Annotated in this window: 18 protein-coding genes and 1 rRNA gene; 5 read left to right on the top strand and 14 right to left on the bottom strand. The window is 38.8% G+C overall.

The genetic code is table 11. The features are described 5' to 3' along the window. Positions 1-75: 75 nt before the first annotated feature. The 4 genes from AC6CHS_RS00095 to AC6CHS_RS00080 all read right to left on the bottom strand — a co-directional run bounded on the left by AC6CHS_RS00095 (position 76) and on the right by AC6CHS_RS00080 (position 4,290). Positions 76-2,349 carry a DNA translocase FtsK gene (locus tag AC6CHS_RS00095; protein ID WP_498233479.1) on the bottom strand — a complete coding sequence of 758 codons (2,274 nt, stop codon included), beginning with the start codon at positions 2,347-2,349 and terminating at the stop codon, positions 76-78. 146 nt (positions 2,350-2,495) lie between these two features. Further along, entirely contained in the window at positions 2,496-3,098 is a 603-nt protein-coding gene (ytpR, locus tag AC6CHS_RS00090; RefSeq protein ID WP_498233478.1) for a YtpR family tRNA-binding protein, read from the bottom strand. 15 nt (positions 3,099-3,113) lie between these two features. After that, positions 3,114-3,920, bottom strand: coding sequence for a DUF1444 domain-containing protein (locus tag AC6CHS_RS00085; protein WP_498233477.1), 807 nt, complete (start codon positions 3,918-3,920; stop codon positions 3,114-3,116). A gap of 49 nt (positions 3,921-3,969) precedes the next feature. Continuing rightward, entirely contained in the window at positions 3,970-4,290 is a 321-nt protein-coding gene (locus AC6CHS_RS00080) for a thioredoxin family protein (protein WP_498233476.1), read from the bottom strand. Positions 4,291-4,677: 387 nt separating this feature from the next. Here AC6CHS_RS00080 and AC6CHS_RS00075 point away from each other — a divergent pair, with 387 nt between their 5' ends. Next, complete coding sequence (locus AC6CHS_RS00075) at positions 4,678-5,118, top strand: YtoQ family protein (protein ID WP_498233475.1); 441 nt, start codon at positions 4,678-4,680, stop codon at positions 5,116-5,118. 25 nt (positions 5,119-5,143) lie between these two features. Here AC6CHS_RS00075 and AC6CHS_RS00070 read toward each other — a convergent pair whose 3' ends face one another. Both AC6CHS_RS00070 and AC6CHS_RS00065 read right to left on the bottom strand, forming a co-directional pair. Continuing rightward, positions 5,144-5,647 carry a DUF84 family protein gene (locus tag AC6CHS_RS00070; protein ID WP_498233474.1) on the bottom strand — a complete coding sequence of 168 codons (504 nt, stop codon included), beginning with the start codon at positions 5,645-5,647 and terminating at the stop codon, positions 5,144-5,146. A 125-nt stretch (positions 5,648-5,772) separates the two neighbouring features. Further along, positions 5,773-6,843 carry a M42 family metallopeptidase gene (locus tag AC6CHS_RS00065; protein WP_498233473.1) on the bottom strand — a complete coding sequence of 357 codons (1,071 nt, stop codon included), beginning with the start codon at positions 6,841-6,843 and terminating at the stop codon, positions 5,773-5,775. A gap of 338 nt (positions 6,844-7,181) precedes the next feature. Between AC6CHS_RS00065 and AC6CHS_RS00060 the strand changes: the two genes are divergently transcribed. Next, positions 7,182-7,496, top strand: coding sequence for a PepSY domain-containing protein (locus tag AC6CHS_RS00060; RefSeq protein ID WP_036572026.1), 315 nt, complete (start codon positions 7,182-7,184; stop codon positions 7,494-7,496). A gap of 49 nt (positions 7,497-7,545) precedes the next feature. On the opposite strand, the gene AC6CHS_RS00055 is transcribed toward AC6CHS_RS00060, so the two are convergent. Together AC6CHS_RS00055 and trmB are read right to left on the bottom strand one after the other, a co-directional pair. After that, the gene (locus AC6CHS_RS00055; protein WP_498233472.1) at positions 7,546-8,400 is read right to left on the bottom strand and encodes a YtnP family quorum-quenching lactonase; all 855 of its coding nucleotides are present in this window, start codon (positions 8,398-8,400) and stop codon (positions 7,546-7,548) included. A 103-nt stretch (positions 8,401-8,503) separates the two neighbouring features. Next, positions 8,504-9,148, bottom strand: coding sequence for a tRNA (guanosine(46)-N7)-methyltransferase TrmB (gene trmB / locus AC6CHS_RS00050; RefSeq protein WP_498233471.1), 645 nt, complete (start codon positions 9,146-9,148; stop codon positions 8,504-8,506). A gap of 76 nt (positions 9,149-9,224) precedes the next feature. On the opposite strand from trmB, the gene AC6CHS_RS00045 reads away from it, so the two are divergent. Then, positions 9,225-9,512 (top strand): YtzH-like family protein, encoded by a 288-nt coding sequence (locus AC6CHS_RS00045; protein WP_498233470.1) that lies wholly within the window; start codon positions 9,225-9,227, stop codon positions 9,510-9,512. Here AC6CHS_RS00045 and AC6CHS_RS00040 read toward each other — a convergent pair. The 5 genes from AC6CHS_RS00040 to AC6CHS_RS00020 all read right to left on the bottom strand — a co-directional run bounded on the left by AC6CHS_RS00040 (position 9,499) and on the right by AC6CHS_RS00020 (position 14,249). Then, positions 9,499-10,317, bottom strand: a complete 819-nt coding sequence (locus tag AC6CHS_RS00040) for a phosphotransferase (protein WP_379549302.1) — start codon at positions 10,315-10,317, stop codon at positions 9,499-9,501. The genes AC6CHS_RS00045 and AC6CHS_RS00040 overlap by 14 nt on opposite strands. 79 nt (positions 10,318-10,396) lie before the next feature. Further along, on the bottom strand, positions 10,397-11,332 hold the full coding sequence (locus AC6CHS_RS00035; protein ID WP_498233469.1) for an NERD domain-containing protein: 936 nt from the start codon (positions 11,330-11,332) through the stop codon (positions 10,397-10,399). Next, positions 11,307-11,885 carry an RNA 2',3'-cyclic phosphodiesterase gene (gene thpR / locus AC6CHS_RS00030; RefSeq protein ID WP_498233468.1) on the bottom strand — a complete coding sequence of 193 codons (579 nt, stop codon included), beginning with the start codon at positions 11,883-11,885 and terminating at the stop codon, positions 11,307-11,309. Before thpR ends, AC6CHS_RS00035 begins: the two co-directional genes overlap by 26 nt. A 10-nt stretch (positions 11,886-11,895) precedes the next feature. Beyond that, positions 11,896-12,615 (bottom strand): pseudouridine synthase, encoded by a 720-nt coding sequence (locus AC6CHS_RS00025; protein WP_498233467.1) that lies wholly within the window; start codon positions 12,613-12,615, stop codon positions 11,896-11,898. Between the two features lie 11 nt (positions 12,616-12,626). After that, a complete protein-coding gene (locus tag AC6CHS_RS00020; protein WP_498233466.1) occupies positions 12,627-14,249 on the bottom strand; it encodes a putative polysaccharide biosynthesis protein in 1,623 nt (540 codons plus the stop codon). A 189-nt stretch (positions 14,250-14,438) separates the two neighbouring features. Here AC6CHS_RS00020 and AC6CHS_RS00015 point away from each other — a divergent pair, with 189 nt between their 5' ends. Beyond that, complete coding sequence (locus tag AC6CHS_RS00015; protein WP_498234522.1) at positions 14,439-15,689, top strand: BaiN/RdsA family NAD(P)/FAD-dependent oxidoreductase; 1,251 nt, start codon at positions 14,439-14,441, stop codon at positions 15,687-15,689. A 94-nt stretch (positions 15,690-15,783) separates the two neighbouring features. Further along, a complete protein-coding gene (locus AC6CHS_RS00010) occupies positions 15,784-15,984 on the top strand; it encodes a hypothetical protein (RefSeq protein ID WP_036572016.1) in 201 nt (66 codons plus the stop codon). An 83-nt stretch (positions 15,985-16,067) separates the two neighbouring features. On the opposite strand, the gene rrf is transcribed toward AC6CHS_RS00010, so the two are convergent. Beyond that, positions 16,068-16,183, bottom strand: a 5S ribosomal RNA gene (gene rrf / locus AC6CHS_RS00005). Positions 16,184-16,212: the final 29 nt, after the last annotated feature.

Raw genomic sequence — 16,212 nt, 5'->3', positions numbered from 1 at the left:
TTTGTTTCTCCTTACATCTAATAATCTGTTTCTCTTATCATATAGAAAAAAGATATGGGAAACAAGGCTAATCGTTCAGCTGCCATTCCATTCCTCTATTTGTGCCTTCGTTGCTAAAACATCTCGTGGCTTGCTCCCATTTTGCCCTGAAATAATCCCCTTCATTTCAAGTGCATCTATTAAGCGGGCTGCACGATTATAACCAATTTTAAAATGTCGTTGCAGAAGGGAGGTGCTTGCACTGTTCTGATGCAACACAAATTCAATGGCGTCGTCCATTAATTCGTCCTCTTCGTCATCTGTTGCTATCTGTTCGAGCAACTGTTCTTGCTCAAACAAATAATTCGGCTCAGCAATCCCTCTGGCATAGCTTGTAACCCGCTCTATCTCTTCGTCAGAAACAAAAGGCCCCTGTAGTCGGATACTCTTACCTGCTCCATTTTCGATAAACAACATATCTCCCTTACCGAGTAGTTTATCAGCACCTCCAGTGTCCAAAATGGTCCTTGAATCTACTTGTGAGGATACACTGAACGCAATCCGGGTGGGAATATTTGCTTTAATTAAACCTGTTATAACATCTACTGAAGGTCGTTGTGTCGCTAGAAGAAGATGGATTCCACAAGCCCTTGCCTTTTGTGCAATACGGCTGATTGCTTCTTCCACATCCTGTGGTGACATCATCATTAGATCTGCCAGTTCATCAATAACGATCACGATATATGGCATTTTTTCGGATGGTCTACCCTGTTTTAGTATCTTTTGGTTAAACCGTTCAAGGTCTCGAACACCCTCTTGAACAAATCGCTCGTAGCGGGATTCCATTTCACTAACCGCCCATTTCAGAGCAGCAGTAGCTGCTTTTACATCTGTAATAACAGGAGAGACAAGATGAGGAATACCATTATATGGTGCGAGTTCTACCATTTTCGGGTCAATGAGTAGAAACTTAACATCCTCATGACTAGCTTTATACAAAAGACTGATTAAGATCGTATTAATACAAACACTTTTACCAGACCCCGTCGCACCTGCAATCAGCCCGTGTGGCATTTTTTGAATATTAGTAATTAACGGTTGTCCTTCAATACTTAATCCCAGTGCAATCGTTAAAGGGGAGAGACTGCCTTTAAAAGCTTCTGACTCAAATATCCCTTGTAAACCAACCATTTGCGGGTTAGGGTTGGGGATCTCAATTCCAATGGTATTTTTACCAGGAATTGGAGCTTCGATTCGAATATCTTTTGCAGCCATATTTAATTTTAAGTCATCACTTAGATTCTTCACCTTACTAACCTTTACGCCTAGCTCAGGCTGTACTTCAAATCGTGTTACAGAAGGACCTTGTGTTGCGTTAACCACTTTCGCCCGGACATTAAAGTGCTTTAACGTCTGTTCCAGTAATTCTTGCTGTTCCTCTATCCACACATGATCGGCATTATCCTTTTGAACAGGATCGTTTAAGAGATGGTTCGGAATTGATTTTGCTTTTCCTACAACCTCCTCTTTAACTGGTGTCATCACACTAGAAGGATTATTATTTGAATTGCTTGTTTGCACTTGCTTTTCCTGCTGCTTTTGTTTCTCAAATAATTGTTTCTTGTCTCTTGGTGTCATAATGACATTAAATGGGCCTTGGCCGGATGTCCTATTTCCAGAACCAGTACTATGGCTTCTGCTGCTTTTTTCTCTTTCATTTGACGATAATTCTTCTGTGCCTTCCTGAGGCTCTTCATTGGTCTCTGTGTGCATTTTTGCAAAGGATTGCTCTACCGGTTCCTTTACTGATTCCTCGCTTTGTTCGTTAACCACAGGCTGTGCCTCTTCGATCGTAGTAGCCATTTTCTCTACACCGGTCTCTTTATGTACTGGGTTTGGTATATTGGTTACATCCTCCATTTCCTCTCGTTCTTCCAACATCGGTAGTTCTTTTGAAAGTCTTTCTTCTTTCCGCTTGAACGCTGGAACATCCTCGATATGACTATTCTTTTTCCGTTGCTGGAACCCATATATTGGGGATGGCACCTCTGTACGTTTAAATGGTGTGTCTATTTCTTTCTTGTAAATTTTATTTCCGTAATTTGGATAGGTTTTTTCTTCTTTGTTACCTGTTCGTTTTGGTTTTACATGAACTTCTCTTGTTTGTTCTAGAGAAGTGGAGTTATCAACATTATCTGCATGCTGATCTGGAATAACAGGAAACCGAAAAGCGGGTTTTTTCGGATATTGGTACATCATCTTTGCCTGCAAATCCTGTGTTTGTTTGTGTTGTTGTTTTAACTCTGGTTGTTCTTGCTCTTCCTCTTCAACAAAGAGTGTTTTTATCTTTTTCTTCCATTGATCCCACATGTTTAATCACTCATTTCATCCATAAGTCGTGTATTACCATTCTAACAGGTTTTATATGGATTGTAGATCTCAAAATAAAAACAACCCATGTATTAACAAAGGTTGTTCTCTCCTGGCATACCAAAGTAATTACACTTTGGCTCCCATTAAAATGTGAACGTATCCCCAGGTGTATAAGATTCCTCTAAGACATATATCCCTTTTTCCTTCGGTGCATTTGGTAGACCCAACTCTTTTTGCGAACATATCATACCATTCGAAGGAACACCTCGTAATTCTGTCGGTTTGATCTGTAGACCACTTGGCATCGTTGCGCCAACCTTTGCAACAACGACATACTGATCTTTATCAATATTAGGTGCACCACAGACAATCTGTAATGTCTCACTTCCCACATCTACTTGGCAGACACTTAATTTATCTGCATTTTCATGGGGTTCTTTATTTAAAACATGGCCTACAACAAATTTCGGTGATAGGTCAAAGTCTAATGAATCCGTTATGCCTTCTGCAGTAAATAACTTCTTCATTTCTTTAAGCAATGCTTCTGTCATGGTATTTTTTCCATTTGTTAGCTTTGTGAAATGCTTTGAAGCTTGAAATATGTTGTAGCCTAGTATCGCTCCATCTGAATCCGTAATTCTTGTAATATCTCCTGCTTTATCATGTTTTAGCTCATAACGATCTCCGGTTTTAAGTGGAATGATGAGTACATCACCAATACCATCCGGGTTATAAAATACATCCATTCAACTCTTCCTTCCCTATTTGTTTTCTGGTTTATTTTTGGCAAGAATAAATACCGGTTCTAGCTGCTTGTCTTCGTAAATAAAGGGTAGAGATGTGATCGGTATTCTTCCCTCTGCAAAGAATTTCATATTCATCTGTGCCAAAATATCATAGCCGGTCTTATTTTGAATATCAGCAATAATAAAAACATCTTGGTGAGGAACAGCTACGGCCATTTCGCCCTTCATATTTGCTTTCATTTCTTCTAGAAATGCTTCATTTAGTATCCTGCTTGCATCATAACCATCTTGTTTAGCAATAAAATAAAAATCATTGCCCGCTACCGTATCTTGATTATAATCACATTCGAGTGAACGTAAATTGAACGTAGCAATTTCATTAATCCTGTCTTTGGTCCATCCTTCGCTTTCAAGCAACTCCTTGTCGATTAAGCGGTAAGATTTGCCTAGATCCAAAGCATAGTAGATCCTGGTTTCTGCAGTATGTTCCCTGTGAATCAATTCTTTATTGGCCTTCGTTTTACTAGGAAAAGAGGTTGCCCTTATTACAGGGAAGATGTGTTTTTCCATTCCAGCCAATTGGTGTTCTTCATTCATAATTCGCAGTGCCTCTGTTATGTGTTCAACGAGCTCTTCTATTGCTTCTTCGCCTCGCTGATTATATTTCGCCACAACGTTAGGCAATGTTATGGTAATACCTTGTCTTGATTCTTTCCACTCCACACGAAATGTGTCCTTATCCCGATTGTAGGATGTGTGATATTGTGTATCTGACAAGCGCTCCTGCAAAATTTGCTTTAATTTTAATGATGTCATTTTCATCTTACATCCTCCTTAGTCCATACTCATCCATCAAGGACAGGGAATGATTTTATATTGACGAAAGTCCCTGTATAAATTCCACTATCTCTTCTTTCGTTTTTCGATCCTTGCTGACGAATCTCCCTGTTTCCTTGCCATTCGAAAATGCAAGAAAGCTTGGTATTCCATATACATCATGCTCTTGGCAGATTTCAATAAAATTGTCTCGGTTAATTTTTATAAACGTAAAGGATGGAAATTCTTCCTCTATTTCTGGCAGTACAGGCTCGATTACAACACAATCGGGACACCAACCTGCTGTGAAATACATAATAACATTTTCATTATTTTTCCATTCATTAAATTGTTCAACTGTTTCAAGATTTTTCATTTGTATCAACTCCCTTTCATATCATATCTTTCTTTTGAGTTAGATTCAATTATCAAGGCTATGCTAGCTAAAACAAATTCAAACTTCCCCTACTACGTCATATACAATCGGAAAATATTGTACTATGAAAACGAATGAAACAAAAGTTTATTGTCTTTTAACACGGAAGTCTAATTTCTTTGCAAGTGCTATCATTTTCGATACGATATAAAGTGAAACTTCAATCAGTGGGGATTTTCGTTCTTCCCCCACTGATTGTTCGTTGAACGAATCGGGGTGTTAGCGCCCGTTTACTCCCACTTAAACATCACGGTTTCACTTCATGTTTTGAAGTGGGAGTCTTACAGACGGTTGCACCGGGATAAAAAAGGATAGAGGAGGAATATGATGGAACTAACCGTTTATTTAGCAGGACAAATTCATGATGACTGGCGAAACGAACTAAAACAAAAAGCGGAGGTAAAGAAGCTCCCCCTCCATTTTGTCTCCCCGCAAACAAATCATGAGCATTCAGACAACATAGGGGAACAAATTCTTGGGAAACAACCTAGTAATCTATACAAGGACGATGCTGCTTCAAGTGTAAATAATCTGCGTACAGAAGTGTTAATGAATAAAGCAGATGTTGTCATTGCTTTATTTGGAGAGCAGTACAAGCAATGGAATACTGCAATGGATGCAAGCACTGCTATAGCATTAAACAAACCCACCATTATTGTGAGACCAGAATCTTTGATACACCCATTAAAAGAGTTGAGTAATAAAGCAAATGTAACAGTTGAGACAATTGATCAAGCACTAGAAGTACTTGCCTATATCTATGCATAGAAAAAAGCAGCGACTCCGCTGCTTTTTATTTGTTCCAAAATTCCCACTGGCCTCTTAATAATGTTAATACATGTTCAAACATCACCTGTCGACTTACAAGATCATTTGTAAAAATACCGACCGCTCCTTCTTTTTTACTAACCCCTTCTCTTTTGGCATATTCATCCATTAAACTTCCTAGTTCTTTGCCAGAATGAAGTTCTTTAGAGAACTCTCTTGGTAAAGCGATACGGGCTCCGCTAGCTGTATAGATTTTTTCATCTTTTGTGACAAGCGCACCCCAATTACATAAAAAGAGCTCCCCATCCACTTCCATCACACCACCTTCAAGACCAATGCCGAGGTCTGGATCATTGTTTCTAGCACATTGTTTTGCCCTGTTTATTGCCCCTTCTCTCGTTTCTTCGTCTGTTATTGGTTGTGGGGATACATTAGAAGGAGCATCAAATGAGACAATGCTATGGGAAGCAAACACTGCTTTAGCCGCTTCCACTTTTGTTGGGTTCTTTGACCCTACTACTATTTTCATCTTTTCACCTCTTCTAAAAAAACTCCAGACTTTCATGCAACATATAATAGCATGTCTGCAAAAAAGTCTGGAACAAAGAATTTTATTAGCCTAGATATACTTTATCAGATCAAAAACCTTGAAAATTAAGCCTTTCTGATCTGTTCTACCATATTAGCATCTGTTTGTTTTACTAATTTCACAATCAATTCCTTTGCTGCTGCGTAATCATCTACATGGATAATAGAAGCAGATGTATGGATATAACGAGAGCATATCCCTACGACTGCTGAAGGAACTCCATTATTGGATAGATGAACCCGTCCAGCATCTGTTCCCCCTTGGGAAATGAAATACTGATAAGGTATATTATTGGACTCTGCTGTATCAAGAACAAAGTCTTTCATTCCTTGGTGGGTAATCATAGAACGGTCAAAAATACGTAATAGCGCACCTTGACCAAGCTGACCAAATTCCTCTTTATCACCAGAAGCATCGTTTGCAGGTGAAGCGTCTAATGCATAAAAAATGTCTGGCTTAATCATATTAGCAGCTACTTGCGCACCACGCAGTCCAACTTCTTCTTGAACGGTAGCACCTGAGAAAAGTTGGTTTGGTAGCTTTTCACCTTGAAGTTCTTTTAATAATTCAATAGATAGTCCGCAACCATAACGATTATCCCAAGCTTTAGCCAGTATCTTCTTTTCATTTGCCATAGGAGTAAACGGAGTTAATGGGACAATTTGCTGTCCTGGCTTTATCCCTATTTTCTCCGCATCTTCCCTATCATCAGCACCAATATCAATAAGCATGTTTTTAATTTCCATCGGCTTTTGACGTTGCGCTTCGGTTAAATTATGTGGCGGAATTGATCCAATCACACCCACAACTGGGCCATTTTCTGTCATCACTTGTACTCGTTGTGCGAGAAGAACCTGGCTCCACCAGCCTCCAAGTGTTTGAAACCGGATCATACCGTTTTTAGTAATCTGTGTAACCATGAAACCAACTTCGTCCATGTGACCTGCTACCATTACTCTAGGTCCGTTTTCGTCTCCCTTTTTCACACCAAAGACACCACCAAGGTTATCTTGTATAATTTCATCAGCATATTTTGTTAGCTCTTGTTTCATAAAAGACCTTACGGCATGCTCATTTCCTGGGGCCCCTTGTAATTCAGTCAAGTTTCTAAAAAGCTCCAATGTATCCTGCTTCATCTTATCCCACCTTCAAGTATGTAATATAATCAGTATACCGGAAAGTGTCGTTCTCTTTCCACTATTCACTTTTATCCACCATAAACTGCTAATAGCTCTTTCTGAACAAGAAGCTGGATCTAAAAACAAAAAAGGTAAGCAGGGAAGAAAACAACCAAGATGCATGAGTTTTGTGATTGTCCATTAGTTATCCTTAAAATAGGGTTAAAATATCGCTATTTATTGAAGTTTCACTTTATCGATTTTATTATTTTCTATTTTTAATTGGATAAGTTATACTATTAAGTGAAAATAATATACGAGATTAACAAACAAAATTTAGCATGAGGTGATGAAGAATGAGTGTAAAACGAGTAGTCTTTGCCGCCGGAATCGGTGCAGTAATCGGCTATATGGCAAAACAACAATTCGATAACTATCAAAGTGTTACACCTGAAAAAGCACTGAAGCATGCAAAAGAAACATTTAAAAAGCAAGGACCTATAAGCGGATCCTGGATTTACATGAAACCAGAGGAAATAGAAAAAGATGGCTTGCTTTATAATGCTTACCGTGGTGGGGTAACACGTACCATCGACGGAGAAAATAAACAATATGAATTCCATGTTGACGTGGATACTGGCGCTGTTCTAGGCGCTACGCAAACTGCCTAAGAACAATAAAAAACCAGACACTTTTCTAAGTCGTCTGGTTTTCTTATCTTTAACTCTCTGTATATTTTTGTTTCTCTACACTCTCAATCTTTTCGCCGTCTTTGTTATACTTTATTGCTCTATAAAATGCATCATGATAGAAGGTATACCACGTTCTATTGGCATACCCCGTAGCCATCCATTTCTCTTTTTCATGTACACTTGTAACAGGATAGTCATCATAGGCAAGTGCCCAGAGCTTGTTTTGATGCGCATGAGTCGGCATAATATCTGCCATGTGTAAAAAGCTGTCATCCCCGTCTTGGAAATACACAATTGCATGCCCGTCACTATGTCCACCTGTATGTATCATACGTAACCCATCCACAATTTCCATTTGTTTAGAGAAAGGCTGAACCTGTTCTTTGATGGCCTCCCAGTTTTGTTTCCAATACGTGTTAACAGACCTAATATTAGGATTACGCATTTCCGCCCACTCTGTTTCAGTCGTATAAATAACTGCATTTTTAAAAACAGATTGATAGGTGTCTCCTTCTTTTACTGTTAATCCACAAGCATGATCAAAGTGCATATGCGTCATGAGAACCCCGTCGATGTCCGCAACGGTTAAGCCGTGCTCTGCTAGAGACTGTTCTATGAAAGATTCTTCCAGTACCCCATAGTTTCTTTTCTGCTTATCTGTAAATTTCCCAATTCCGATTCCACTATCAATTAGAAGGTTTTTACCGTCAATTTGCAGTAAAATCGGATCTGTACGCAGCTCTATCTGATTTTTGCCATTGACTGGATACTTTTTACTCCATAAGGCCTTAGGTACAACTCCGAACATTGCGCCACCGTCCATATGCGTCACACCGCCCCGTAACCAGGTCAATGTCGCGCTGCCTACTTGCAATTTCTCCATAACCCTTTCCCCTTTCCATACTGTATTTAGTGTAGCAAATGCTTCGAAATTACTGCAAGCGTTACCATTTTTGTTCATTTAAAAAGAACCTACTAGGAGGTTCTTAATTGCCTGGGAAATACGCCCGGCATCGATATATTGGTTGCCCTTTTGCTGAAAATTTTTCTTCGTACTCTGTCATCACATTCAAAGGGTCCTCTATGGCATGTAAATCAAGATTTACTTCATTTAATAGCATACCAAATTGAGAAAAGCTAACAAGCGAATATTCAAAGAGACCACGATTATCCGTTTTGAAAATGACTTCCCCAGTATTCGCAAGAACTTCTTGATATTGCTCTAAAAAACTTTGATATGTCAATCTTCTTTTAGCATGGCGGTTTTTTGGCCAAGGATCAGAAAAATTGAGATAAATACAGGCAATTTCTCCATCAGCAAAAATTTCCCGGAAATCAGCGGCATTTTCATTTAGCAATAAAATATTCTTATGTTGGGCATCCAACACCTTTTGAGCGGCTGTTACTACTATACTTTTAGCTAATTCTATGCCGATAAAATTGATATCAGGATGCTGCTGAGCCATCCCAACTAGAAACTGTCCTTTTCCCGTGCCAATTTCAACATGCACAGGGTTATCATTCCCAAACAATTCTTTCCATTTGCTTTTATATTGCTGAGCTTGTGGTATGACTAGATGTTTATTCTCTTGTAAAAAAGTATCTGCCCACGGTTTGTGTCGTTGACGCATATATAGCACCTTTCTCTGTTTATAATGTGTATATTATTATTAAAAATGCTGAAAATAAGACAAGAGGTGATCGAACATGTCTTTAACAACCAATCATCAATTAGTACTTCTTTTGGATATACTGGATGAGCAATCAGGAGAATGTTGTGGAAATGTATCAGAATATCAACAAATAAAGAGACTTGTCCAGTCAATGTTAACAGAAAATCGTATTACTGATACGCAATTAGCCCAAATCTTACCAGATATATATAGTTATGGCACCCAGGGTGAAAATACAGCTAACGTTCCTGAGCATATTACTGCGAATCAAGCCAATATTGACCAATGGATTGGTACAATTAATCAATTTACAGCAAAATAGATGTTTTAATATAGCTATTTAATTCATCAAGATTGCGCAGTCTTTCCGTAACTTTGTCAAACTCATTTCGCTCACTATGCCAACATACGTAATGCAAGGCATCAACAAGCAAATACCAAAACATTCTCTCAACAAGCTCTCTGTCCATTGATATACCATACTGGTGTAGCCAATCATCCCACTCTGACTGAGGAATATACCATTTTAGTACCATCCCATAATCAATTACAGGGTCGGCGATCATCGCATTATCCCAATCAATTAAATAAAGATGGCCTTCGTTGGTCAGAAGAATATTGTTGTGATTTAAGTCTCCATGACAAACAACCTGCTGTTGATGTCTCGTAACAGGGAGCATTTGTTCCAAATATGACATTGCTGTTGCAACAGAAGCATGCTTTTCAGCAATTCCTAACTGCTGCAGTCTACCAGTTATATAAAGAAACCCTTCATCAGAAGTGACGGGTTTTTTACCAATCCGCATTAACATATGGAGTAATTCAGAGGAATCATGTATCTTACGTAGTAACTCAGCTACCTGGTAACGCTGCATCTCAGCAGGTTTTAATTCTCTCCCATCCAGCCATTCTTGGGCTGTGATGACATCCCCGTTCTCCATACGCTTGGTCCAAATCAATTTTGGGACGATCCCTTCTGCTGATAGTACAGCTAAAAAAGGTGAAGAGTTTCGCTTAAGAAACAACCGCCTGTTTTCTTTTGTTGCTAAATATGCATCGCCAGTAAGCCCACCAGCTGGAGTTACTTCCCAGCCTTTTCCTAGAACTTGCTTCAGCCAGTTCACCATATATTCCTCACATCTTTCAAAAAATAGCATTCAACTACTTATTTTATAGGGATTGAATTAAAAATACAACTTTAAAATTTTATTTCTTTTCATCATCAGCAAATGTAAAGGTTATCGCTTCTTCATCCCATTCAGGACGTTTTACAGAAGTGGTCTGACAATGTATTAATAATGTGCCCGCAGCCTTAAGTTGACTACTCTTAAGTGGGGAAGAAGAGCTACGTTTCTCTTGGAACCATTCTTCAAAGGAACGCTTATCAATCATCCTTGTTTGGTAGGGCTCATAATGGTTAATGATTAGGTTCGTTCTGGAAAGAACTGTTTTGTGTACTGGGAAATCTATGTCTTTAGAGCGTAAAATACTCCGGACGATTTGTTCCGTTCGTTTTAATGCAATCAACGGATTTAGCATCTTTCTACTTTCTTTTTCTCCCTGGATCGTCCAAGTCCTTTCCTCACCAGCAATAAAGGATGCTCCTTCTTCCGTTTCTGCGATATATATTATCTCAATCCCTAATGGTCCAATGAGAAGAATCTCGCCATCCACAGGGGCTTTTTTTATGGAAAATATTGGAAAGTAAAGGAGCAAATAAGAGTCTGGAAAACGTTGCAGAAAGAATTTTAATAACGAATCGTCTTGATATTTCTTGTGCATGACAGAGCGCTCCGTCACTGTAGATGTCGCCCATTTCAGCTGAAAATCAAATAGTTGATCTAAAAAGTATTGCTTGAGCTCAGCTTCGGTATTAGGAAGTACCTCTTCTGGTTCTGGTTCTACTTCCTCTGATGTGATAGCATCCTTTTTTAAAAATGATTTTAATTTGGAAATTCTAGAACTTTCCGTGTCATCATGTACCGAGTTTTCGGGCTCTTCAGTTGGGTTTAACCAACGATCATATAATTTTTTCCAATTATCCTGCTTTAATCTTATATACTGACTGGGATATCGATATGTATCCCACTCATAACGCGTGATGTAATCTTGTAACTTAATCAGCTGAGCCAGTATCACCATCTCCCTTTAATTCAAAAGTGGCAACCGGATGGTATTTCGGTCGCTGTTGTGGAAAAATTTGATAGAGCACTATTCGATCCACCTTCATTATTTGTTGTTCATTGTGCATGTGATCCAGCTGTTCTATTTGTTCTCTCTTTGCTTCACCTACCCAGTTTTTAGCTATGGTGATATGAGGACGATATGGTCTATTCTCTTTCACAATGCCACAACCTGAAGCAATCTCTTCGACAGCTGAATAAAGACTCTGAAGAGGTTCTGTTTTTTCTACTCCTGACCAAAGTACTCGTGGTCTTTTCGAATCACCAAAGAAACCTATTTTCCCAACATTTATTGAAAAAACTACTTGTTTTTGAACCTCAGCCAAACGGTCCTTTAGTAGATGTACTTTATTATCGGGTAAATCACCAAAGAACTTTAATGTTATATGAAAATCTTCCGGGATAGGCCATTGCTTATACGTAAGATTTTCCTTTAGCTTTTTCTGAAGTTGCGATAAATCCTGTTTGATACGATCAGGTAATGGAATAGCGATAAAATAATGATTGCCCATGTTAACACCTCTATTTACGTTTAATGGAGAAGCAATACGCTTTTTCCTGTTCTGTAAGCGGTCGATACGCACCAAGTGAAAGGGATTTGTCCAATTGTAACTCACCCATTTCTAAACGTTTCAAGTAGAGAACCTTTCGATCTACTGCTTCAAACATACGCTTCACTTGATGATATTTTCCTTCTGTTATGGTAATTATTATTTCTGATGTAATCCCAGACTTTATTATTTCCAACCAGGCAGGCTTTGCATGGTACCCATCCTTTAACACGAGCCCCTCTTGGAACAGTTTTACATGGCTATCAAGGACTTCTCCATTAATTTTGGCATAGTAGCGCTTTTTAACATCCTTTTTTGGAGAAGTCAGCTCATGTGCTAGCTGTCCATCATTCGTAAGAAGCAGCAACCCTTCTGTGTCTTTATCGAGACGCCCTACTGGGAAAGGCTGGTAGGTCTTTTCTTCATCACCCAATAGGTCTATGACTGTTTTATCCCGAGCATCCTTTGTAGCAGAAAGGCATCCCTGTGGCTTGTTCATCATGAGGTAGATATATTTTTCGTAATTTACTTTCTTGTTATTCACTTCAATACTGTCAGTATCTGGATTTACATGGGTACTCCCATCTTTAATGACTTTGCCGTTTCGCGTTACTTGTTTTCCTTTTAATAGACTTTTCACTTCTTTACGACTGCCATAGCCACTATTCGCCAGTAACTTATCAACTCGCATCCTTGTCTCTCCTATCTACTAAAAATTCGATCTAGGAAACGAATCCGGTTTCCCAGCACGCGTTCAAGTAATGTAGAGTGGTAAGCAAACCACATATAAACAGTCCCACCAGTTAGAACAGCTAAGGCTAGCATAATCGTAGCACCAGTCCGCGTTTCCTCATAAGGTATAAACAAGCCCCCTACAAACTTGGTTATCCATATCGTGATTGCCATAAAGATGACGAATATTAAAATAAGTAACGTCCGCTTGAATGTTTGTTTAAAGGAAAAATCGATGGATGTTTTGATTCGATATAAATTAAGTGCAACTGCGATTATTGCAGCAAGTGCTGTACCGATAATTGCTCCTTTAGCACCAAACATATGAATAAGCTGAATATTAAACAGGATTTTCACTAGTAGTCCTATAAGCAAACTGATAACAGCATAGTTCTGTTGATTTACACTTTGTAATATAGCAGAAGATACACTGTACAATGCAAAAAACAAAGCAACAGGCGCATAAAGCCCTAACAAAGGACCAGATACATCAATCATTCCCATTGCACCAAATAAAGAACCATAAGCTTCGCCGGATAGCAAGGATAGCCCAATAATAGCTGGAACAACAAGCACCAATACAATTTGTAGGGTTTGATTAACCTGCTTTGTAAGCACCTCTGTATTTCTTTGAGTGAATGACTTGGTCATTGCAGGAATAATCGCAAGCGATAACCCTGTTGCCAATGTTATCGGGATAATAACAAGTTTATGGCCATAATTGCTAATAACAGCAAAGGAGAATTCCCATATATCTTGCCTACCCGATGCTACCATAGCCCGCTCAAAGGTAAAAGAGTCAACTAGTTGATATAACGGAATAGCTAAACCAACCAGAACAAACGGACCTGCATAACGAAACAACTCAGCTATTAAATTCTTTGTTGGTATATCGTACGTATATTGTTGCTGTTGCATTTGCTTTGTAAGATATGGCTTTCGCTTACGCCAGTAAATGTACAACACGACACATGAAGCCAGTGCCCCAATAAAGGCAGCAAATGTGGCAAATCCGACCGCTGTTGTAATGGAACCATTTAAAAACTTCAAAATTACAAACGCTCCACCTAGCAAAACGACAATACGAACGATTTGTTCAACTACCTGAGAGACTGCAGTTGGGCCCATAGAATTATTCCCCTGAAAGAACCCTCTCACTATACTCATTGCAGGTATTACGATCAACGCAACACTCACCATACGAATTACAAAAGTTACATCTGCTACGGAAATACTACCAGGATCCTTACTGGTAATCATTTGTTCGGCAAGTAATTCCGCACTAAAAAACAGTGCCAAGAACGAGAGCAGTCCTGTCACCGCCATCATAGTCATACCTGTTTTAAACATCCTCATACCTGTTTCATAGTCACCAACCGAATTATACTTCGACACAAACTTTGAAACAGCTAAAGGGACACCAATTGTTGAAATACTAATAAATATGCTATAGGGAATGTACGCAAATTGAAAAAGCGCGCCTCCCGTCTCTCCGACCAAGGCATTAAATGGAATTACATAAAGCATGCCAAGGAGTTTTGATAAAAAGGAAGCACCTGTTAATAACATGGTGCCTCTGATTATATTCGACATTTTTTCACCTGCATCTAATTTCTATTCTATTTGCTATTTTATCATAAATAGACAGGTTTCTAATAACGATAATTTTTATTCATCTAAGAATTTCAAGAAGGCATCAATTGAAATACCTTTTAGACGCTCCTTTGAACGTTGAGATCACATTATTCCAGTGGTATGATACATAGGAAAGGAATGAAGAAATTGAAATATGATGTAATTGTAATTGGTGGAGGTCCATCAGGTTTAATGGCTGCGATAGCGGCTGCTGAAAAGGGTGCCAAGACCATGCTTATTGAAAAAGGAAATAAATTAGGTAAAAAATTAGCAATTTCTGGTGGAGGACGTTGTAATGTGACAAATCGTCTACCAGAAGATGAAGTCATTAAGCACATCCCCGGTAACGGTAGGTTTTTATATAGTGCATTTTCTGTCTTTAATAATTATGATATTATCTCTTTTTTTGAAGAACTAGGAGTAGAACTCAAGGAAGAAGACCATGGTCGAATGTTTCCTGTTTCCAATTCTGCAAAAACGGTTGTAAATGCTCTAATAAATAAGCTAGATGAATTAAAGGTAAACATTAAATTAGAAACTGAAGTGGATGCAGTGCATTTCTCTTATGAAGAACCACATCAAGTTATCTTAAAAGACAAACAAACTTTTCCAACAAGTTCTGTTGTAATTGCAGTTGGAGGAAAAGCAGTGCCTCATACAGGCTCGACGGGCGATGGTTATGCCTGGGCTAAAAAAGCCGGACATACCATTACAGAGCTTTATCCAACAGAAGTTGCTCTAACTTCAAATGAAAGATTCATCCAAGAGAAAGCTTTGCAAGGCTTGTCACTGCGGGATATATCGCTCTCTGTACTAAACAAAAAAGGCAAGCCAATTATAACACACAAAATGGACATGCTTTTTACCCATTTTGGTGTTTCGGGACCTGCTGTTCTTCGCTGTTCTCAATTTGTTGTAAAAGAACTCATGAAGGGTCGGGATCAGGTGGCAATGCACTTGGACGCCATCCCTGCCATTAAAGAGCATGTTTTATTAGATGAAACGTTAAAGGCAATGAAAGAGCATCCAAAACGTTCTATAAAGACCATTTTAAAGGGATTAGTGCCAGAACGCTTTTTGGATTATCTTTTACAAGCTAACGGAATTTCGCCTGAACAAAATGGAGCAAATATTTCTCATGAGGCAATACGCGGTATTATAGCCGATATGAAAAACTTTACATTTAATGTACAGGGATCCTTGCCCCTTGAAAAAGCATTTGTTACAGGAGGTGGTGTCTCCATTAAAGAGATTATCCCTAATACCATGCAATCTAAGTTAATGAATGGATTATTCTTTTGTGGAGAAATATTAGATATTCATGGTTATACTGGTGGGTATAATATTACCTCAGCATTAGTAACAGGAAGACTTGCGGGAAGTAATGCTGCAGATTAATATTATTGGTATTAGCTACCTTGTATGACTTACTGTATTACGTTCAACCTAAGCATGTCTGACAAAATCAGTTTCTAGGAAAGGATGGTTAGACATGCAGAAAAATGGAATGTGGTTACCCATATTAGCTTCCGTCGGAGTAGGAGCTGCAACGTATTATACGATGACGAAGAATAACCAAAACTTCAATCAAACCATAGAAAAAATGGTACCATTGGTTACTCAGATGAGTGGGAGTAGCAAAATACAGGATGGAGAGAATACGGAGCAACTCGGACCGTATGGAATGAGTTGAAAATAAACGTGCCATAATGGCACGTTTATTTTTTCTATACAAAAAAAGGTTATGCATACAAAATGCATAACCTTTTTCCATTAGCCTGGCGGCGTCCTACTCTTGCAGGGGCAAAGCCCCAACTACCATCGGCGCTGGAGAACTTAACTTCTGTGTTCGGCATGAGAACAGGTGTGACCTCTCCGCTATTACTACCAGACCTCGGTTTGAAACCGGATATTTAGGTGT

Source organism: Oceanobacillus sp. GQ8 (assembly GCF_059758495.1).
The sequence above is the reverse complement of the archived record's forward strand: the minus strand, read 5'-3'. Positions and strand labels throughout refer to the sequence as shown.